This window comes from Acinetobacter sp. Colony158 (assembly GCF_019264745.1).
Lineage (GTDB): Bacteria > Pseudomonadota > Gammaproteobacteria > Pseudomonadales > Moraxellaceae > Acinetobacter > Acinetobacter ursingii.
Map to the genome: position 1 here is coordinate 811,751 of NZ_CP078523.1, position 18,510 is coordinate 830,260.

An 18,510-nucleotide genomic window follows, 5' to 3' on the forward strand; every position below is an offset into this window, starting at 1 on the left:
CGATTTAAATAAATGCGTTATCTTGGTTCTCACATTAAGAGCTTTCTCATACCATTAAGAGGATCAAGACAATGAGTTTAATCAATACTGAAATCAAACCCTTTCAAGCTACTGCTTACCAAAATGGTCAATTTATTGATATTTCTGACGCTGATCTAAAAGGAAAATGGTCTGTAGTATTTTTCTACCCTGCTGACTTTACCTTTGTGTGCCCCACTGAACTTGAAGACCTTGCCGATCAATATGCAGAATTTCAGAAGCTAGGTGTCGAGATTTACTCTGTTTCTACAGATACTCACTTCACGCATAAAGCATGGCATGATACATCAGATGCGATTGGTAAAATCCAGTACGCCATGATTGGCGATCCGACTTGGACCATTTCTAAAAACTTTGAAGTTTTAATCGAAGCTGAAGGTCTGGCAGATCGAGGAACCTTTGTAATTGATCCAGAAGGTAAAATCCAAATTGTCGAAATCAATGCAGGTGGAATCGGCCGTGACGCTCAGGAATTACTACGCAAAGTCAAAGCAGCCGTTTATGTCTATAATCACCCGGGTGAAGTCTGCCCTGCCAAGTGGAAAGAAGGCGATGCAACGCTTGCGCCATCCATTGATCTGGTGGGTAAAATTTAAACCTGAGCCATCATATCGCTGAATAGAGCTTAATCATTTTGTAGACCACGTCCTAACATGGAGGTGGTCTTGTTTTAAGACTCTAAGCAACACTGCTGTTTCAACACAGGAATCAGCCAACTCATAAACACATCCAGACGGCGCGGTATATACTGCCGATTAGGATACAACACATTTAAAGGTAAGGCAGGACAAGTGTAATCACTTAAAATTTCTATCAATCTGCCCTGTTCCAGATCCTGACGCACATCATAATAAGGAATTTGAATAATTCCGAGTCCAGAACGTGCTGCCTGAATATAAGCTTCAGTATTATTGACACTTAATTGAGCCATTAATTTGACCCGCTCTTGCCCGTAAAAGAAGACCCCCTGTTGCTCGCCTACGCCACTCGGGTAATTAATCATAATATGGTTTTGTAAATCCTCTAATGTTTGCGGAACACCACAGCGCTGTAAATAAGTTGGACTGGCACAATTCACCATTGCTAACAACCCGACAGACTTGGCAATTAGACTGCTATTTTCAAGTGCTCCGACACGCACCACACAATCAACTTCTTGTTCGACCAGATTGGTTAAATGATCTGAACTATGCAGTTGAATTTTGATATCAGGATATTGTTGAAAAAAATCAGACAATGCAGGCACCACGATTTGATGCGAAATACGACCGGGCATATCCACTTTTAAAATCCCCTGATAATCCTGATGATGAGTCTGAATCATCTGTCCAAGCAGTTGATAATCCATGAGAAGATTTTGACAATCGGGCAAAATTCGTTTTCCATCCTGAGTCAGACTCACCCGTCGTGTGGTTCGTTGAAATAATCGGACTTTGTAAAATGACTCCAAACTTTGAATGGCTGAAGTCACCGTAGATCGGGGTAAGTCCAACCGTAATGCCGCTTCACTAAAACTTTCTCTTTTGGCAACTTCTACAAAGATTTCAAATTGCTGTAAACGATCCATCTGATTGTTCGTGATTTCTGAATAGTGAAACTAAATTAGCATAATTGATGGTTACATGATTCAGAACTAGACTAATAAACATCCAAAAATAGTTCCATTAAAGGAAAGAACATCATGGCGGCACAAACGTTAAAAGATAAAGTGGTTTTAATTACAGGCGGTGCGAAAAATTTAGGCGGACTAATCTCGCGTAAATTTGCAGAACAAGGAGCCAAACTGGCCATTCATTACAACAGTGAATCGAGCAAAGCTGATGCAGAAAAAACCTTGGCTGAGGTGAAAGCTTTAGGTATCGATGCAATTCTGCTACAAGCAGATCTCAGTTCAATTGATCGGATTGAAGAACTTTTTGTCAAAACTAAACAACATTTTGGTGGAATAGATATTGCCATTAATACTGTAGGCCGAGTTCTTAAAAAGCCGATTGTGGATACCACCGAAGCTGAATTCGATTCGATGAGCGACATCAACTCCAAAATTGCCTATTTCTTTATTCAATCGGCAGGTCGTCATCTCAATGATGGTGGCAAAATTTGTACCATTGTGACCTCATTACTCGCAGCATATACAGGGCTTTATTCGACGTATGAGGGCTTAAAAGCACCAGTTGAACATTATACTCGCGCTGCATCTAAAGAGTTTGGTGAACGCGGTATTTCAGTGACTGCGGTGGCACCAGGTCCCATGGATACGCCATTTTTCTATGGTCAGGAAGCACCAGAAGCCGTGGCTTATCATAAATCAGCTTCTGCGCTTGGCGGGCTTACCAAAATTGAAGATATCGAACCTTTAGTGCGTTTTCTGGTGACAGACGGCTGGTGGATTACAGGTCAAACGATTTTTGCCAACGGTGGTTATACCACACGTTAATCAAACTATCTTTTATAGGCTGAGGGCCCTCTTTCCTCAGCTTTTTTTTATGGTTGTAGAGCGATGCGATTCTGTTGATTATGCACAACATTAAAATGATAAGTAGTTTGCAACATATTCAATGTTCTGGATAAGTCCTGAGTAGAATACGCACCAGAAACCAGAATTTTTTCCAGACTAGGGTCAATATCAATTTGTTGTTGATGATAGCGGGATAACTCAGTGATAAATTGTTTTAACGACATACTATGTACCACCAAAAGCTGCTGTCGCCAGAGTAGTGGCATATCACTATAATTTTCGTGATAGATCTGTTGTGCATCAAATCTCACGGTATGCTGTGCAGCAATATCCTGATAATCGGTAGCATAACGTGGTTGGGTACGCACAATCCCCTGTTTGACGATCAGTTCAGTTTGGGTTGATAAATGGCGCACATTAAACACCGTTCCCAGTGCCAATAAATCTCCATCTGCGGTATGTACCGTAAATGGGCGCTGCTGAATATCCTGATGTGTTTCAATATAAATTTCACCACGAGCAAACTCAATACGGCGTTGCTTGGTATTGTATTTGACCCGAATCTTACTATTACTATTTAACCAAAGTTGGCTGCCATCGGCCAAAGTTAGTTGTTGTTGCTCCCCGATGTGTGTTTTATAAATATCAACGGGGTCAAAACTCAACATCTCAGGTAAATAATCTTGCTGACGAATTCCCTGCACCGCATAAAGCGCAATGCATAGCGCAAAAAGAATGAGGCTAAATTTAGTCGCAAATTGCGGTTTTGGCTTGAGTTGCTGCATGGTTTGAGCCATGACCGTCTTGGGAACTCGACCTAATTTTTCATCAAACATGATGACATTTGCCCAGACCTCTTGATGCAATACGTCAGCAGCTAGCCATTGATCAAAGCCTGTTTTTTGCTTTGCATCCAAAGCCTGTTCCTGCATCTGCATATACCATGCAGCAGCTTCACGGTAGGCACGCTGTCTAGCTCGATCTATTTTAGTCTTTAAAGGGATCTTCATATAGCAGCCAAAATATTAAAACTGGCATTATTCCATCGCCATAAAGCACGCTGCCATGGCATGGGTTAAATCACGCTTAATCGTTGAAATTGAGATATTAAGTTGTTGTGCAATTTGGGCATAATTTAAACCCTGTAACTGTGACCGCATAAACACCTGCTTTTGCCGTTCTAGTAGTGCGTCGATAATGTCACATAACTCACATAAGGTTTCGATCCATAACATCTGCTCTTCTAGAGAAATGCTATGTTCAGGATAAGCGTCGGCTAAAGCACTCAAATAGGCTTGTTCAATTTTTTTGCGTCGATACAAATTAAACATCAAGCTTTTGGCGATAGTCGTCAGTAACGCCCGAGGCTCATAATAATAATAGTCAGCGTAACGGCTCATAATTTTGACAAAAGTATCCTGAGTCAAATCGGCTGCATCACAGTGATTACTCATTTTTTTACACAGCCAAGCGTATAACCATGATTGATGTTCGCGATATAAACCATCAATGTGTTGATTGACTTGTTGTTTTGTCAAAATCTGATCGGAAAGCATCTCGCTAAACCAAAGAGAAAATAATAATAATTATCGATACTATGTGGCGTTTTGTAAATAACTTAATCTTTATAATTTTTAAAACTATAAATTTCACACAGTTAATCAAAATAAAAAAATAAATAACCAATCAATGAGCTGTTTTTGATTCTCAGGTGATAAGGCTATAAGCAGAACATCTTTTGATCACAGACAATTTTTATGGGGAATCTTCATGTCAGCAGCATCTACTACACTTCTTCGATTTAAAAGTCCTCTAACCATCGCCATCCATTCGATCATGTTAGGCACCTTGTTCAGTAGTTTTTCAACAATCTCTTTAGCCGCAGAAACAGCCCCTGTTTTATCTAAGACTCAGTCTGTTCAAATTCGTGCAGGAAATCTAGATCAAGCTCTGGCGCTATTTGCAGGCCAAACCAATTCAGAACTTTCTTATGATCCAATATTGGTCTCAGGTAAAAAGACACAAGGCTTAAATGGTCAATATACATTTGAACAAGGGATTACCCAATTATTGAAAGGAACTGGCTTAACTTTAGTGAAGCGTCAGGATGGGACATGGGGCATCATTAATTCTAAAACACAGCCGCGTGAAGTGGGTCAGTTACAGTCGATTCATTCAACTGCAACACAGCAAGGTCAGACATCTAATTCTGCACAGCTTCCACTGATAACAGTGACAGCAGACAATCCAACTTATACCTCACGTAAATCCACCAGTGCGACCAAGCTCAATCTGTCCCAGAAAGAAACGCCTCAATCTATTTCAGTCATTACCAGTCAACAGATAGAAGACCAACATCTGACTTCGCTTGAAGATGTCATGGACCAAACGCCAGGTATTTCAGCATTCAAACAAGGACAACGCGCCGCAGGCTATCGTACCTTTAGTGCTCGTGGTTTTTCCATTTCAAACTATTTACGCGATGGTATTCCCACGTCTTATGGGGCAACTTATGGCAAAGACATTGCTGCATTAGAAAACTCGGCAATCTATGAAAAAATTGAAGTCATTCGTGGTTCAACAGGTTTAACCACTGGCTCAGGAAATCCAGCCGCCAGTATTAACTTAGTCCGAAAAAGACCAACTGATGATCTAAAAGGCTCTGTCCAAGTTTCAGCAGGTTTGTGGAACAATTATAGCAGCACAGTAGACGTATCAGGCCCACTGGATCAATCAGGTGATCTTAAAGGAAGAATGGTTTTGTCCGCTCAGGAAGGGGACAACTGGCAAGACCGCTATGATTTTTCCGACAAACTTATATACGGTGCATTGGATTATGATGTCAGCGATAAGACGGTACTGACCAGTGCGTTAACTTATGAAAAAACACGTGCCAATGACGCAACAGCACAAGGATTCCCTTTTTATACCCGAACCCAGACGGGTGTGATTAATTCAGTACAAACCATCTTTGACCGAAAGGATAATCCTGCAACAGATTTCGCCTATTCAGATACGGAACGTCTAAATGTACTGGCAGGTGTCGAACACCAGTTTAATGAAAACTGGAAAGGCGTTGCAAATTATAGCTACTCTGACTCCGAAATGGATCGTGTGGTGGGTGTGGCAGGTTCGACTTTCTTTGATCCAGACAAGGATCGGATGTCTATTGTGTATGGTCGTATTTATACTGCCCCTAAAGTCCATTCTTTAGACTTGTATACAACAGGGAAATTTACAGCATTCGACCATGAACATACGCTTTCATTTGGTGTAAATGGCTACACCCTCACAGATAAAAACTTATTTAAACTGGCTCGTAATAGCGTTGCATCCATTTCAAACTGGAATGGACAACCGATTAGTTACGGAGATATTCCATCCAAAGACTTGGCAACGGATGTAGACTCGAAACAACTGGGGATTTTTGGCGCGGCAAATCTGCAACTGCTTGACCCGCTAAGATTAGTTTTAGGTAGCCGTTTGAGTTATTGGGAGCGTGACAATGGTCCAGAGAACAAACAAAAAGAAAATGGTGTGTTTACTCCTTATGCAGGTTTAATCTACGACATTAATCATTATTTATCTGCGTATGCCAGTTATACTTCGATTTTTAACCCATCATCACGCAAAGATATTGACAATAATTACCTCGATCCAGAACAAGGAAATACCTCTGAATTCGGTTTAAAATCTGAATTTTATGATGGGCTACTGAATACCAGTCTGGCTTATTTTATCTCAAAAATGGATACCTCGGTGGTTGGTGGTACTCAAGCAGATGGCTCGACTTATTATGTCCAAGCCAACGACACGAAAACCAAAGGCTGGGAATTGACCGTTGCAGGTGAAATCCTACCAAACTGGAATATTCAGGCAGGCTATACTTATACGGATGCCAAAGACAATAATGGTATTCGCTTAAATGCAGCAGAAATTCCAAAAAAATTATTTAAATTATTTACCAGTTATAAAATTAATCAATTGACTCTTGGTGCTGGTGTGAATTGGCAAAGTGAAATATACAGTCAAGTGGCAAATCTAAAGCCTTTGCAACTACAGGAAGATCGACAAAAATCCTATGCACTGGTGAATGCGATGGCAAAATATCAAATTAATAAAGATATGGACGTTCGTATCAATTTGACCAATCTATTCGATAAAGAATATAAACAAAGCGTTTATAACGTCTATGGTGATCCAAGAAACTTTACCGCAACATTGACCTATAAATTCTAAATAATCAAAATGAGAGTGTCCCAAAATCAGAATGAATGACACTGATTTAGGGGCGCTCTTTATTTTCAGGATCTGTGTTTTTTATTGCAAGATTACAAAAAAGCATCAAGTACCGAATTTAAGAACAAATGTCCCTGTTCCGTACAGGCAATACGTTCAGAAGCAGCGACAAGTAATTTTTTCTGACGCAAACCATTTAGGACAGGCTCTATTTCGGACAGGGATAAACCTGTACGCTGTTCATAAAAATAGGCTGGCACACCCTCATTTAGACGTAACGCGTTCATCATAAATTCAAAGGGTAATTCATCCGCTTCGATTCGTTTCCACTGTCCATGTTCAGCGGGTACTTTGGCGAGATAATCCTTAGGCAATCGGGTTTTTTGAAAACGATAAATGCCGTCAGATTGAGTAACTTTACCGTGCGCTCCTGCCCCGATCGCAAGATAATCACCAAATTGCCAGTAATTTAAATTATGGGCAGAAGGGTGCTCTTTACGCCATGCCGAAACTTCATAATTGATGAAACCCTGCGCTTTTAAATATTGCTCACCTTGTAATTGAATCTGTTCAAGGGTTTCATCCTGTGGCAAGACAGGTTGTGTTCTGAAAAACACCGTATTCGGTTCAATCGTGAGTTGATACCAACTGATATGCGTTGCACCACTTTCAACCGCGAGTTTTAAATCAAGTAAAGCTTGCTCTAAAGTTTGTTCAGGTAAGCCATGCATTAAATCAACATTAACACGCTCAAAACCTGCCTGTTTTGCCAGTTTGATCGCCTCAATCGCATTGGCTGAACTATGAATACGTTCCAATCGTTGTAAATGCTCCTGATTGAAACTTTGCACCCCAATTGACAAGCGATTAATCCCAGATTTTAAATAATCGGCAAAAGGATCATATTCCACTGTGCCTGGATTAGCTTCCAAGGTAATTTCACAGCCCTGTTCAAACTCAAGCAAAGATCGTAATTGTGTAAATAACCATTGATAACCTTGTGCCGAAATCAGCGAAGGCGTTCCCCCGCCGATAAACACACTGTGAATTTTACGTCCCTGAGCAAAATCAAGCTGTGTCTGAAAATCAGCCACTAATGCCTTTAAATATTGTTGTTCCAAATCCAATGACAATGCACCGTTGGGTACCGCATGCGAATTGAAGTCACAGTAAGGACATTTACGCACACACCACGGCATATGAATATATAAAGAAAGTGGAATTTGGGTAGGATCAAGTAAACCAGTCAAGAACAACGCTCAGGTAATACAACTGCATTAGTGTAACATGACTACCGCAATTCGTTGTGCCGAAGCGCGTTGAATTGATTTAGACTGAAGTGAAATGAAGAATAATGACATGGAAAAACAATGCTCAAAATCAGTTCACAGTTGCTATTCTTTTTACCTCTAGCGCTTGGGATTGGCGTTGCGATGGCGATTCAAACGGCATTAAATACGCAGTTACGTAGTTATCTCCACTCCCCTTTGCAGGCCGCTTTTTTATCTTTTCTAGTCGGTACAATTTTATTGGCATTGATGGTTTTATTACAAAATCAGCCTAAACCTTCATTGCAACAACTCAGCCAAATCCCGTGGTTTTTGTGGCTTGGTGGTTTTTTAGGGGTTTATGCGATTAGTCTGAGCATTTATACTGCTCCCAAATTGGGTTTTCTCACATTATCTGGATTGATTATTTTTGGCCAACTGGCAATGTCATTATTGTTAGATCATTTTGGCTGGCTCGGGACAGAGAAAATGCCTGTCAATTGGCAACGCCTACTTGGGGCGATCATCATTTTCGTTGGGGTCATGTTGACCTTACAGCGATAATTTTCTTTTATAGATGAGTATTTTTTGTGTCAAATGTCGCGGGATTCCGCTTTGAACTAAAACAACTGTTTCACTTAATGTGGCCGATTCTGATCACACAATTTGCACAAGCAGGATTAGGTCTGATCGATACCATTATGGCAGGGCATTTATCTGCCAATGATTTGGCTGCGATTGCGGTCGGTGTCGGTTTGTGGATGCCTGTCATGTTGCTGTTTAGTGCGATCATGATTGCCACTACCCCACTGGTTGCTGAAGCCAAAGGTGCGAGAACGCCAGAAAATATTCCTGTGATTGTCAGGCAGTCTTTATGGGTCGCGTTTATTCTGGGCATCATTGCGATGCTAATTTTACAGATCATGCCATTTTTATTACCCATACTTGGTGTACCAGAAAGCTTGCAAGCGAAAGCAGGATTATTTTTACATGCCATTGGTTTTGGTATGCCTGCGGTAACCATGTATGCCGCATTACGCGGTTATTCTGAAGCTTTAGGTTATCCGCGCCCTGTGACGGTCATTAGCTTATTGGCGCTCGTAGTGTTGATTCCACTCAATTATCTGTTTATGTATGGAATCGGTCCTATTCCACACTTAGGGAGTGCAGGCTGTGGTTTTGCAACCGCAACGCTACAGTGGCTGATGTTTATAACTTTGGCCAATTATATTTATCGCGCCAAAGCTTATCGATCTACTCAAGTATTTTCACATTGGGAAAAAATCAATCCTGTTTTAGTGAAACGAATTTTAAAACTGGGGCTTCCTATTGGATTGGCTGTATTTTTTGAAGTCAGTATTTTTAGTACAGGTGCAATTGTTTTAAGTCCACTCGGCGATACGCTGGTTGCTGCACATCAAATCGCGATGTCAGTCACCTCACAACTCTTTATGATCCCAATGTCACTCGCAATTGCACTGACCATTCGAGTCGGTATGTATTATGGAGAAAAAAACTGGGTGGCCATGCGTCATGTACAAAAACTGGGCTTAGCAACTGCGACTTTTTTTGCGATTTGTACCATGAGTTTAATCTGGTTTGCCCGTCCACAAATTGTGGCCATTTATACTCAGGATCCTGCGGTATTTAACGTGGCTTTATATTTGTTATTGTTTGCAATGGCATATCAATTGATGGATGCATGGCAAGTAGGTGCGGCAGGCTGTCTGCGTGGTATGCAAGATACCAAAGGCCCGATGTGGATTACGCTGATTGCTTATTGGGTGATTGCATTTCCAGTCGGGATCTATCTGGCACGGGTTGCAAAGATGGGGCCTGCTGGAGTTTGGCTCGGACTTATTATTGGTCTCAGCATTGCTTGCGTTCTACTTTTGGCGCGGTTGTATAGCAATAATCGTAAACTTGCGGCACAACCATAGACTTGTTTCATGTCCCTTTTCTTTTCCCTATATGAGAAAAATAAATAAKGGTTTGAACAATGATGAAAGAAATCTGATCATCCAATATGTTTGATTTAAAAGAAAATGCCAATCGGATTTGATTGGCATTTTTATTACCTATTTTTTTATCAGGCTGACTTGGCTTTCGGACTGGCACCAATTTGCCAGACAAAAGGAAGTTCGGTTTGATTCACGATCCAGTCACCAATGACTTTTTCTTTATAAATAAGTGGATTATGTGAAGACACCGTTCGAGCATTACGCCAGAAACGATCGAGTTGCTTGGCTGTACTACTCGCAGAGGCACTGAGCGCGTTAAACAATTTAGTCGTAAGCTCTAGAACTAAATCAGCAATGACCACTTGCCCTTGTGCAGACTCCAATTCAGCATCAATGTTGGCCAGACGTTCTTTTTCATCAGATTCGGCAAAATGACTGAGATAAGCCCGTTGTAATGCTTCGGCTGTAGCTTGCGTAATTGCCTCACTAGCATAAGCCTGTGCAGATGCTTTTCCAATCACTTGTAGTACTTGTGGATCGTGTCGTGCCAGATCAGTATTGGCATGACTAAAAATACGTTTACGCTCACGAACTTCCTGACTAAAGGTGTCTACCGCAGCCTGAGCAATCCCCGACAACGTTGCCAGATGCACCACCTGATAAAAAGCGGTTTGATATTTAAAACGCTGATCAAAGGGAATAATATGTGCAGCAGGCAGTTCTACTTGTTCCAAACGGAGTGTTCCACTTCCTGTGGTTTTTTGACCGAAGCCATCCCAATCATCATCAACCTGAACCCCTGAAGCATGCCGATCAATCGCGGCAATCACATGCTGCTGACTGACTTCATCGTAGGCAAATAAATCGATCCAGTCTGCAAAAATACTGCCAGTTGAATAGTATTTTTCTCCATTGACCAGCAACTTACCTGTTGCTTCATCTTGCGTAATTCTCGTATTTACATCGCCAATCTGGACAGAACCCACTTCTGTCCATGCATTGCCAAAAATATCACCCGATACAAACCGTTCAAACCAGTCATTTTGTGGCTGCGTGCTATGTGCAACTAAACGATCTTCTACAAAAGCAAAGTGGCCACGTAATGCCTGTACGATATTAGAATCGGCTTGAGCTAATTCAGTCAATAATTGAAATAGCTGTGGCAATGACACACCTGCCCCGCCATAGGCAACAGGAACACGTAATGCACCGAAACCCGCCTGTTTTAACCATTGAATTTGCTCATAAGGCAACTGACGGCGTTGTTCACGTTCTAAGGCACCTGCTTCAATTTTGTTAAAAATAGGGCGGTACTTTGCAGCGACCGCCTCATAATCTGCGCCCAAAGAAAGCTGATCTTTAATTTGCTCAAACTGACTCATCTTTTTATCCTCATTTTGTTTTTTGTTATAGACTTCTTTCATAAGTCCTTTTCATTTTTGCCTTTAGGAGAAAAATAAAGAAGAGGTAAATAATGATGAAAGAAGTCCTATGTTCATGTCCTTAACTCCACGCATGGCGCGGGGGCTGAACACCGTTTAGGTAATAATTTCCAACAATGTGATACTTCCAGCGCACAGGATCATGTAGCGTATGGGTACGTGCATTACGCCAATGTCGATCCAGATTGAGCTCAGACAAAGTTGAGCGAGTGCCTGACAATTCAAATAGTTTATTGGCAGCCAAAATAGCCACTTCAGTGGTCAACACTTTTGCTTCTGCAACCAGTAAAGTCGCCTGAGAAACATGCTGTTCTGTTGGCTCATCTATTGCCAGATCAATCTGGTCGGCAGCCAAATCCAATACCGCTTCTGCTGCACGGAGTTTAATTTTTAAATCGCCAATACTGGCAATGGTATAGGGATCATCGGTCGCACGTTCTAAACCTGAATCAATCCACGGACGACTGTATTTTTTTACGTATTGAATGGTTTCTTCAATCGCACCACGCGCAATCCCCGCGTCTACCGCCGCCTGTATGAACTGGGAAATCGCGCCTGCTGCGGTTGGCCGTTCAAAGGCTTGATAAATCGGAACGACATATTCCTCACGTACAGGAACTTTTTTCAATTCAACACTACCACTGGCAGTGGTACGTTGCCCAAATCCAGACCAGTCATTAATAACATTCACCCCTTCGGTTTCACGTGGCACTAAAGCAGCAAAGGGCTGACCTGATTCATTAATCGCTACAATTGGAATCCAGTGCGCTAACAATGCGCCTGTGGCAAAAAACTTCTGTCCATTGATTTCATATCCTGTTGCGGTTTTATGAATGGTGGTGGTCAAATCTGCGACCGTTTTACTGCCTTTTTCTGAATAAGCATTACCAAAACGAATACCCTTGAGCACCAGATCAAAGAAAAAACGTTGCTGCTCCAAACTGGCATCCAGACGTAAATGCTCTAAAAATGCCCAGTGGTTTTGTGGTAATTGTCCCAGTGAAGAATCGACACTAGAAATGGTTTTGACCACTTCCGCCAAGGTACGATATTTAACTTGTGCACCACCAAATGCTTTAGGAATGGTAATTCCCCATAAACCACTTTGCGAATATTGCTGGATTTCATTGATAGGCAAACGGCGTTCTTGATCACGCAAGGAAGCTTCTTTGGCAAATTCGTGAGCCAACTGCTTGGCAACCTGAATTGCTTCGGCATCGTTTTGAATAATATGTGCATTTTGTGGTTGTTCAAACACCTGTAATGGCACAGAATTTGCTCGATGAGCATAAGAAGTATGGGAAGAAACCGCTGTATTTAGTTGGCTCATAGTGGAAAATCTCTTCAGTTTTTTTTAGGCTATGCAAATCAACATAGCACCAAAAAAATGAAGCTGTTATAGTGATTAACGCATTGTTTATGAAATGGTTTTTGCAATACTTTGCATAAAAAATGCAATATATTTAAACCCTTGTTTTTAGAATTGATTCTAATTTATTAACAATTTGAAGTAGGCAATTTAGACTTTGTCACCTATGATCAAGACTGAATCCAGCGCGGATAAAAGGTAAAATAGAGATGGCTAAAAATACGAGTTCTCCAGGTCGACGTTTTATGAAACTTGCGGGAATGACTGCCAGTATCGCGACTAAAACAGTCTCAAGCTCGATTCGAAATTTAACCGCGGATGATGAACAAAAACTTGCGGCGAAAACCAAACTTTTTCAGGATATTGGCGTTCAAATTGCAGATACTTTGGGCGAAATGAAAGGCGCGGTCATGAAAGTTGGACAAATCGCCTCGCAATATAAAGACATTTTTCCACCAGAAGTCGCCAAAGCCATTGCCAAACTGCAACGCCAAGCACCTGCTGTTCCATTTAGTGCGATTCAGCAACAAGTTGAAAAAGAATTAGGACAACCTTTACTGACCATTTTTCAATCTTTTGAACAACAACCCTTTGCCGCTGCATCTATTGGACAGGTTCATCGTGCTGTTCTGCCCAATGGACAAGAGGTGGTGGTCAAAGTGCAATATCCGGGCGTAGATGAAGCTTGTGAAAGTGACCTCAAACAGGTTCGTTTGGCTTTACGCTTGATGGGTGTGATCAAGATTGATAAGAAACTTCAGGATAAACTTTTTGCAGAAATTCAGGACAGTCTGTCTGATGAACTAAATTATGAAATTGAAGCGCAAAATCTTGAGGTTTTTAAAACGTTCCATGAACAACTAGATGATAAAATCATTATTCCAACGGTATATAAAAACTATTCTTCACGGCGTATTTTAACTTTAAGTCTAGAGCGTGGAGAGTCGATTGAAACCGCCAGTACATGGCCTATTGAGATTCGTAATGAAATTGGTCGCCGTCTAATACGCGCTTTAGGTCAGGAAATCTTTTATTTAAAACGCTTCCATTGTGATCCACATCCGGGAAATTTTGCATTTCGTGAAGATGGCAGTGTGATTATTTATGATTTTGGCGGTGTAAAAACCTTAACTATTGAAATCATTGAACATTTTAAACATTTGGTACAAGCAGCACGCCAACAAGATGTTGCAGCAATCGAAAATCATCTGGATGCTTTACATTCGCTTTCTGAGAAAGGATTATTCCCCCAAGCGCTTTATTTAGAATGGCTAGAAGTCCTGTTACGCCCTCTCACAACGCAATATGATTTTGCTCAGAATTCTGCACATCATGATGGCGTAGCTTTAGTCAAAAAATCCCTAAAATACTGGGATGTATTTAAGCCATCACCAGACACGCTGATGGTGAATCGAACTATTTCAGGACATTACTGGAATCTTATCCATTTAAAAGTCGATGATAACCTGAATGATTTATTTGAAGAACTTGTTCCTCACTAACTGAGAAAAACAGTCAGGATATTGACGATCCAGTTCCTTATTTGACTTATTAAATGAAATATTATAACATAACTAAAAATAACTCAATTGGAGGGTTTCCCATGCGTAACGGTATACATCCTGAATATCAACAAGTGCTCTTTCATGACACCAATGCAGATGCCTATTTTGTGATTGGTAGCACTATCCAAACCAAACAAACTCGTGAATATGAAGGCAAGACTTATCCCTATGTGACTTTGGATATTTCCAGTGCATCTCATCCGTTTTATACAGGTGAAGTCCGTCAAGCCAGTAACGAAGGTCGTGTCGCAAGCTTTAACAAACGTTTTTCACGTTTTAAGGGTTAATCTTGCCTTAAGTTTTTAGTTTTATACTGAATCCTATTCGAAGCCTAAGCAACTATCTCCTCCACTTAGGCTTCTTTTTTTGACCAAAATTCGGCCTTGTGTATAAACATGAAGTTATCCACAGTTGCCACCTCTGTTCTTGATAAAAGCAATTCTAACTAAGTTTTCTTCAGCTTATTTGCTCAAATGAATGCTGAAACCCATAAATTCAATGCTATGCTTCATCATACTTTTGACTTGTCATTGAATCACGGAAAATCATGGTACACGAACTCTTGCAACAGCTTCAAAATGGTGAAGCCAAATTTGCTGATGTTTTGGCGCATATCGAAGCACGTTTTGAACATCATCCAACAGCATTTAAAAACGGTCAACAACACAATGCTGCCACTGAAAATCAAGGCAGTGCTAAAGTATTTTCTTTTGCTCAAATTGAAGGTCTGGATCAAGCACAAACTTTAAGTCTGTTTGCAGAACATTATGCTTCTGTGCTTGCAACACCAGAAAGTACAGATCATCAAAACATTCGTCAGTTTATGCAACATGGCTGGGATGGTGTGACTTTTGAAGGTCAGGCACTCACTGCAAAATAAAATAATAAAGTCATAAAAAAACCCMGACATCCWGTCKGGGTTTTTTCGYATTTCCGTTTTAGGGTYAACTCCTGTCATCCCTCACGATCCTGATGATTGACTAATTGTTGTTGTTTTACGTCTTCGAACATCCTGTTCTTTATGGGTTCATCATAGGAAATTTATATTGTGGTGAATATTGGCAATTTTCCTGAATTGATGTAAGCCAGAACTTACATACTATCTCGTTTAAGGTCATTTTTTGAGATCAGTAGATGCGGGTATTGAAGAACTAAATAGCTCTAGAATCTCATTATAAACTTTAACGTTTAGAATAAATTCAAGATTTTCATCACATTCTATAATTTTGGCAATATATCTTGTTTCTATTCAGATTTCCTAAAATTTCACAACTCACCCACATCAATCAGTTTATTTCTAACCATGATTCAAGATGAATCCATCATTGATCTAGATCATTCCATGCAAAAATCATATTAAACACTTTCTATCTGTTTTACACGATGCACAATAGAATGTTCTTCATGCTGCACAATCTGATGCCCCACTCGATGATAACCACGATTAAAATACACCAAACTTTGAGTCTGCTGACTTTGTTGAATCGCAACAATACGACACATCAAAATCGTATGTGTTCCCACTTGTTGAACCTGATCAATTTCACAATCAAAATTCACTAAAGCATTGTCTAAAACTGGCGCACCTGTTTCGAGTTCCGTCCAAAATCCGTGTTCAAATCTTTGTTCTGGGCTCAATTTTGACGAAAATGCTTGAGAAATATGCTGATGATCTGCGCCTAATACATTCACCGTTAAAATTTTATTTTCTAAAAAGTGTGCATGGGAACTTGATGCTTGATTCATACAAACTAACAATGTCGGTGGCGTATCGGTCACACTGCATACCGCAGATGCAGTAAAGCCATAACGACCAGACGCGCCTGCTGTGGTTACCACACTGACCGCACTGCTTAATAAAGACATTGCATTTCGAAAGTCTGACGCTTCAATCATCATTTTATTCCTCAATCAGCTCAATCGTTTGATCACCCATAGCATCAAACGATTGAGCTTAGATCTGACTATACCGAGTATTACCCGTTTGCGAGTTCTTTTCGGATAATTTCTGCACCTGCGCTAAGTGCTTGTAACTTGCCTCGTGCCACATCACGAGAAAGTGGTGTCATACCACAATTGGTCGATGGATACAGTTTATCTGCATCCACAAATTGGAGTGCCTTGCGCAAGGTATCAGCGACTTCTTCAGGCGTTTCAATGCTATTGGTGGCAACATCAATCGCGCCGACCATGACTTTTTTGCCACGAATCAACTCGATCAAATCCATCGGCACGCGAGAGTTGTGACATTCCAGTGAGATAATATCAATCTTGGATTGTTGTAACTTAGGAAAGGCTTCTTCATATTGACGCCATTCTGACCCCAAAGTCTTTTTCCAGTCAGTATTGGCTTTAATACCATAGCCATAACAAATATGCACAGCCGTTTCACACTTAAGACCTTCAAGCGCGCGTTCAAGCGTCGCAACGCCCCAATCATTGACTTCATCAAAGAACACATTAAACGCAGGCTCATCAAACTGGATAATATCCACGCCCGCAGCTTCTAATTCCAGTGCTTCCTGATTCAAAATTTTGGCGAATTCCCAAGCCAATTTTTCACGACTTTTATAGTGCGCATCATACAACGTATCAATCATGGTCATTGGACCAGGTAATGCCCATTTAATCGGTTGAGTCGTTTGCTGACGTAAAAACTTGGCATCTTCTACAAATACGGGTTTTTGACGCGATACTGCACCGACAACGGTCGGTACGCTGGCATCATAACGATTACGAATTCGAACCGTTTCACGTTTTTCAAAGTCAACGCCATCCAGATGTTCAATGAATGTGGTGACAAAATGTTGGCGAGTTTGTTCACCATCACTCACGATATCAATGCCCGCCAATAGCTGCTCGTGTAGCGATACTCATAGCGCATCACGTTTGCCTTGCGCCAGTTCATCACCTTGTAATTTCCACGGTGACCAGAGTTTTTCAGGTTCTGCAATCCATGATGGTTTTGGTAGGCTACCCGCAGTTGAGGTTGGTAATAATCGTTTCATCTTCAATAATCTTCTATATCCAGTTACACAGCAGCGGTTTTATTCGGATGACTTCTATCCAAACTTTTATCCGAATTATTTTTATCGGAGTAATTGGCAGCCCAGCGTTCAAGAATATTCTGGTAAGGCTTAATGAAGTTTTCCTCAGTCCATTTACCTTGTTTTACTGCTAATTGACCACGTTCCACACGATCATAGACGATGCGTGTTAATGAATAATCTGGATATTCAAGACTTGCTTGATAGATTTGTGCCGCTGATGAATTTGCATTGTAAATTTCAGGGCGATAAATCTTTTGGAAAGTTTCCATCGTACTAATTGCACTAATCAATTCAAAATCAGTGTAATCACGTAGTAAATCACCTGCAAAATAGAAGGCTAAAGGTGCAACGCTCCCTTTTGGCATAAAGAAGCGAACCTGTAAGCCCATTTTATGGAAATACTCATCAGTCCGTGAGTATTGGTCTTGTTTGTATTCAACGCCCAAAATAGAATGTTCATTGCTTGTGCGATGATACTTTCTCGCGGTCGAAACACTCAGGCAAATCACAGGTTGTTGATTAAACTCTGCCTTAAAGGTGTCAGAATTTACAAGATATCGATATAGCTTGCCATGTAAATCACCAAAGTTTTCAGGTGCATACGATGTTGAGTTTTCTTTATTATGTTCTTTAAGCACCACGCTGAAATCGTAGTCACGAACGTATGATGAAAAGCTATTTCCAATCATTCCTTCAATACGTTGATTGGTTTTATGATCAATAATTGTACTTTTCAGCATTTCAATGATTGGGAAGGTTGTACCATTGCCTTCAATATCCAAATCGGCAGAAATAATATCGATTTCAAGTGAGTAACGATCACCATTAGGATTGTCTGATTGTGCTAAGGCATTGAAACGATTATTAATCATGCGGAGGGTATTGCGCAGATTCTGCTCACGGCTTTCACCACGTGCCAAATTGGCGAAATTAGTTGTAAGACGTGTACTATCTGCGGGTTGATAGTTTTCATCAAAACGAATACGTTTAATTGAACATGCGAACTCTTTACTCATGGCAAAATCTACTACCCTAAATTCTATAGAGTCATTTATACCTAAAGACAAACATGAATAAAAACGATTTTGTTTCATTAAAAGATGAGCCAAATTCATGTTT

16 protein-coding genes and 1 pseudogene are annotated in these 18,510 nt (G+C 40.7%); 8 read left to right on the forward strand and 9 right to left on the reverse strand.

Going from position 1 to position 18,510, the window contains the following annotated elements:
- Window positions 1-71: 71 nt before the first annotated feature.
- Window positions 72-635 (forward strand): alkyl hydroperoxide reductase subunit C, encoded by a 564-nt coding sequence (ahpC, locus tag JR005_RS03150; protein ID WP_004991486.1) that lies wholly within the window; start codon window positions 72-74, stop codon window positions 633-635.
- Window positions 636-709: 74 nt separating this feature from the next.
- Here ahpC and JR005_RS03155 read toward each other — a convergent pair whose 3' ends face one another.
- A complete protein-coding gene (locus JR005_RS03155; protein WP_004991487.1) occupies window positions 710-1,606 on the reverse strand; it encodes a LysR family transcriptional regulator in 897 nt (298 codons plus the stop codon).
- A gap of 114 nt (window positions 1,607-1,720) precedes the next feature.
- On the opposite strand from JR005_RS03155, the gene JR005_RS03160 reads away from it, so the two are divergent.
- Window positions 1,721-2,476 carry an SDR family oxidoreductase gene (locus tag JR005_RS03160; protein ID WP_125269271.1) on the forward strand — a complete coding sequence of 252 codons (756 nt, stop codon included), beginning with the start codon at window positions 1,721-1,723 and terminating at the stop codon, window positions 2,474-2,476.
- Between the two features lie 47 nt (window positions 2,477-2,523).
- Here JR005_RS03160 and JR005_RS03165 read toward each other — a convergent pair whose 3' ends face one another.
- Both JR005_RS03165 and JR005_RS03170 read right to left on the reverse strand, forming a co-directional pair.
- Window positions 2,524-3,507: a FecR family protein gene (locus JR005_RS03165; RefSeq protein WP_218665542.1), complete on the reverse strand. Its 984-nt coding sequence runs from the start codon at window positions 3,505-3,507 to the stop codon at window positions 2,524-2,526.
- Window positions 3,508-3,534: 27 nt separating this feature from the next.
- Entirely contained in the window at window positions 3,535-4,053 is a 519-nt protein-coding gene (locus JR005_RS03170; protein WP_218665543.1) for a sigma-70 family RNA polymerase sigma factor, read from the reverse strand.
- Window positions 4,054-4,267: 214 nt separating this feature from the next.
- Here JR005_RS03170 and JR005_RS03175 point away from each other — a divergent pair, with 214 nt between their 5' ends.
- The gene (locus JR005_RS03175; RefSeq protein WP_218665544.1) at window positions 4,268-6,736 is read left to right on the forward strand and encodes a TonB-dependent siderophore receptor; all 2,469 of its coding nucleotides are present in this window, start codon (window positions 4,268-4,270) and stop codon (window positions 6,734-6,736) included.
- 92 nt (window positions 6,737-6,828) lie between these two features.
- On the opposite strand, the gene hemW is transcribed toward JR005_RS03175, so the two are convergent.
- On the reverse strand, window positions 6,829-7,986 hold the full coding sequence (hemW, locus tag JR005_RS03180) for a radical SAM family heme chaperone HemW (protein ID WP_218665545.1): 1,158 nt from the start codon (window positions 7,984-7,986) through the stop codon (window positions 6,829-6,831).
- A 120-nt stretch (window positions 7,987-8,106) separates the two neighbouring features.
- Between hemW and JR005_RS03185 the strand changes: the two genes are divergently transcribed.
- Together JR005_RS03185 and JR005_RS03190 are read left to right on the forward strand one after the other, a co-directional pair.
- Window positions 8,107-8,568, forward strand: a complete 462-nt coding sequence (locus tag JR005_RS03185; RefSeq protein WP_044433969.1) for a DMT family transporter — start codon at window positions 8,107-8,109, stop codon at window positions 8,566-8,568.
- Window positions 8,569-8,594: 26 nt separating this feature from the next.
- Entirely contained in the window at window positions 8,595-9,944 is a 1,350-nt protein-coding gene (locus JR005_RS03190; RefSeq protein ID WP_218665546.1) for an MATE family efflux transporter, read from the forward strand.
- Between the two features lie 149 nt (window positions 9,945-10,093).
- Here JR005_RS03190 and JR005_RS03195 read toward each other — a convergent pair whose 3' ends face one another.
- Complete coding sequence (locus tag JR005_RS03195) at window positions 10,094-11,347, reverse strand: acyl-CoA dehydrogenase family protein (RefSeq protein ID WP_026039853.1); 1,254 nt, start codon at window positions 11,345-11,347, stop codon at window positions 10,094-10,096.
- A gap of 121 nt (window positions 11,348-11,468) precedes the next feature.
- A complete protein-coding gene (locus tag JR005_RS03200; RefSeq protein WP_218665547.1) occupies window positions 11,469-12,737 on the reverse strand; it encodes an SfnB family sulfur acquisition oxidoreductase in 1,269 nt (422 codons plus the stop codon).
- Between the two features lie 248 nt (window positions 12,738-12,985).
- Here JR005_RS03200 and JR005_RS03205 point away from each other — a divergent pair, with 248 nt between their 5' ends.
- From JR005_RS03205 to JR005_RS03215, 3 genes are all read left to right on the forward strand, one after another.
- Window positions 12,986-14,278, forward strand: coding sequence for an ABC1 kinase family protein (locus tag JR005_RS03205; RefSeq protein ID WP_218665548.1), 1,293 nt, complete (start codon window positions 12,986-12,988; stop codon window positions 14,276-14,278).
- Between the two features lie 101 nt (window positions 14,279-14,379).
- Window positions 14,380-14,628, forward strand: coding sequence for a type B 50S ribosomal protein L31 (locus JR005_RS03210; RefSeq protein ID WP_218665549.1), 249 nt, complete (start codon window positions 14,380-14,382; stop codon window positions 14,626-14,628).
- 260 nt (window positions 14,629-14,888) lie between these two features.
- A complete protein-coding gene (locus JR005_RS03215) occupies window positions 14,889-15,221 on the forward strand; it encodes a HopJ type III effector protein (RefSeq protein WP_004994116.1) in 333 nt (110 codons plus the stop codon).
- A 476-nt stretch (window positions 15,222-15,697) separates the two neighbouring features.
- On the opposite strand, the gene JR005_RS03220 is transcribed toward JR005_RS03215, so the two are convergent.
- The 3 genes and pseudogenes from JR005_RS03220 to JR005_RS03230 form a co-directional block, all read right to left on the reverse strand.
- Window positions 15,698-16,237 (reverse strand): flavin reductase, encoded by a 540-nt coding sequence (locus JR005_RS03220; RefSeq protein WP_035271676.1) that lies wholly within the window; start codon window positions 16,235-16,237, stop codon window positions 15,698-15,700.
- 80 nt (window positions 16,238-16,317) lie between these two features.
- Window positions 16,318-17,349, reverse strand: a pseudogene (locus JR005_RS03225) (methionine synthase).
- 23 nt (window positions 17,350-17,372) lie between these two features.
- Entirely contained in the window at window positions 17,373-18,407 is a 1,035-nt protein-coding gene (locus JR005_RS03230) for a DUF1852 domain-containing protein (protein ID WP_035271674.1), read from the reverse strand.
- Window positions 18,408-18,510 lie beyond the last annotated feature (103 nt).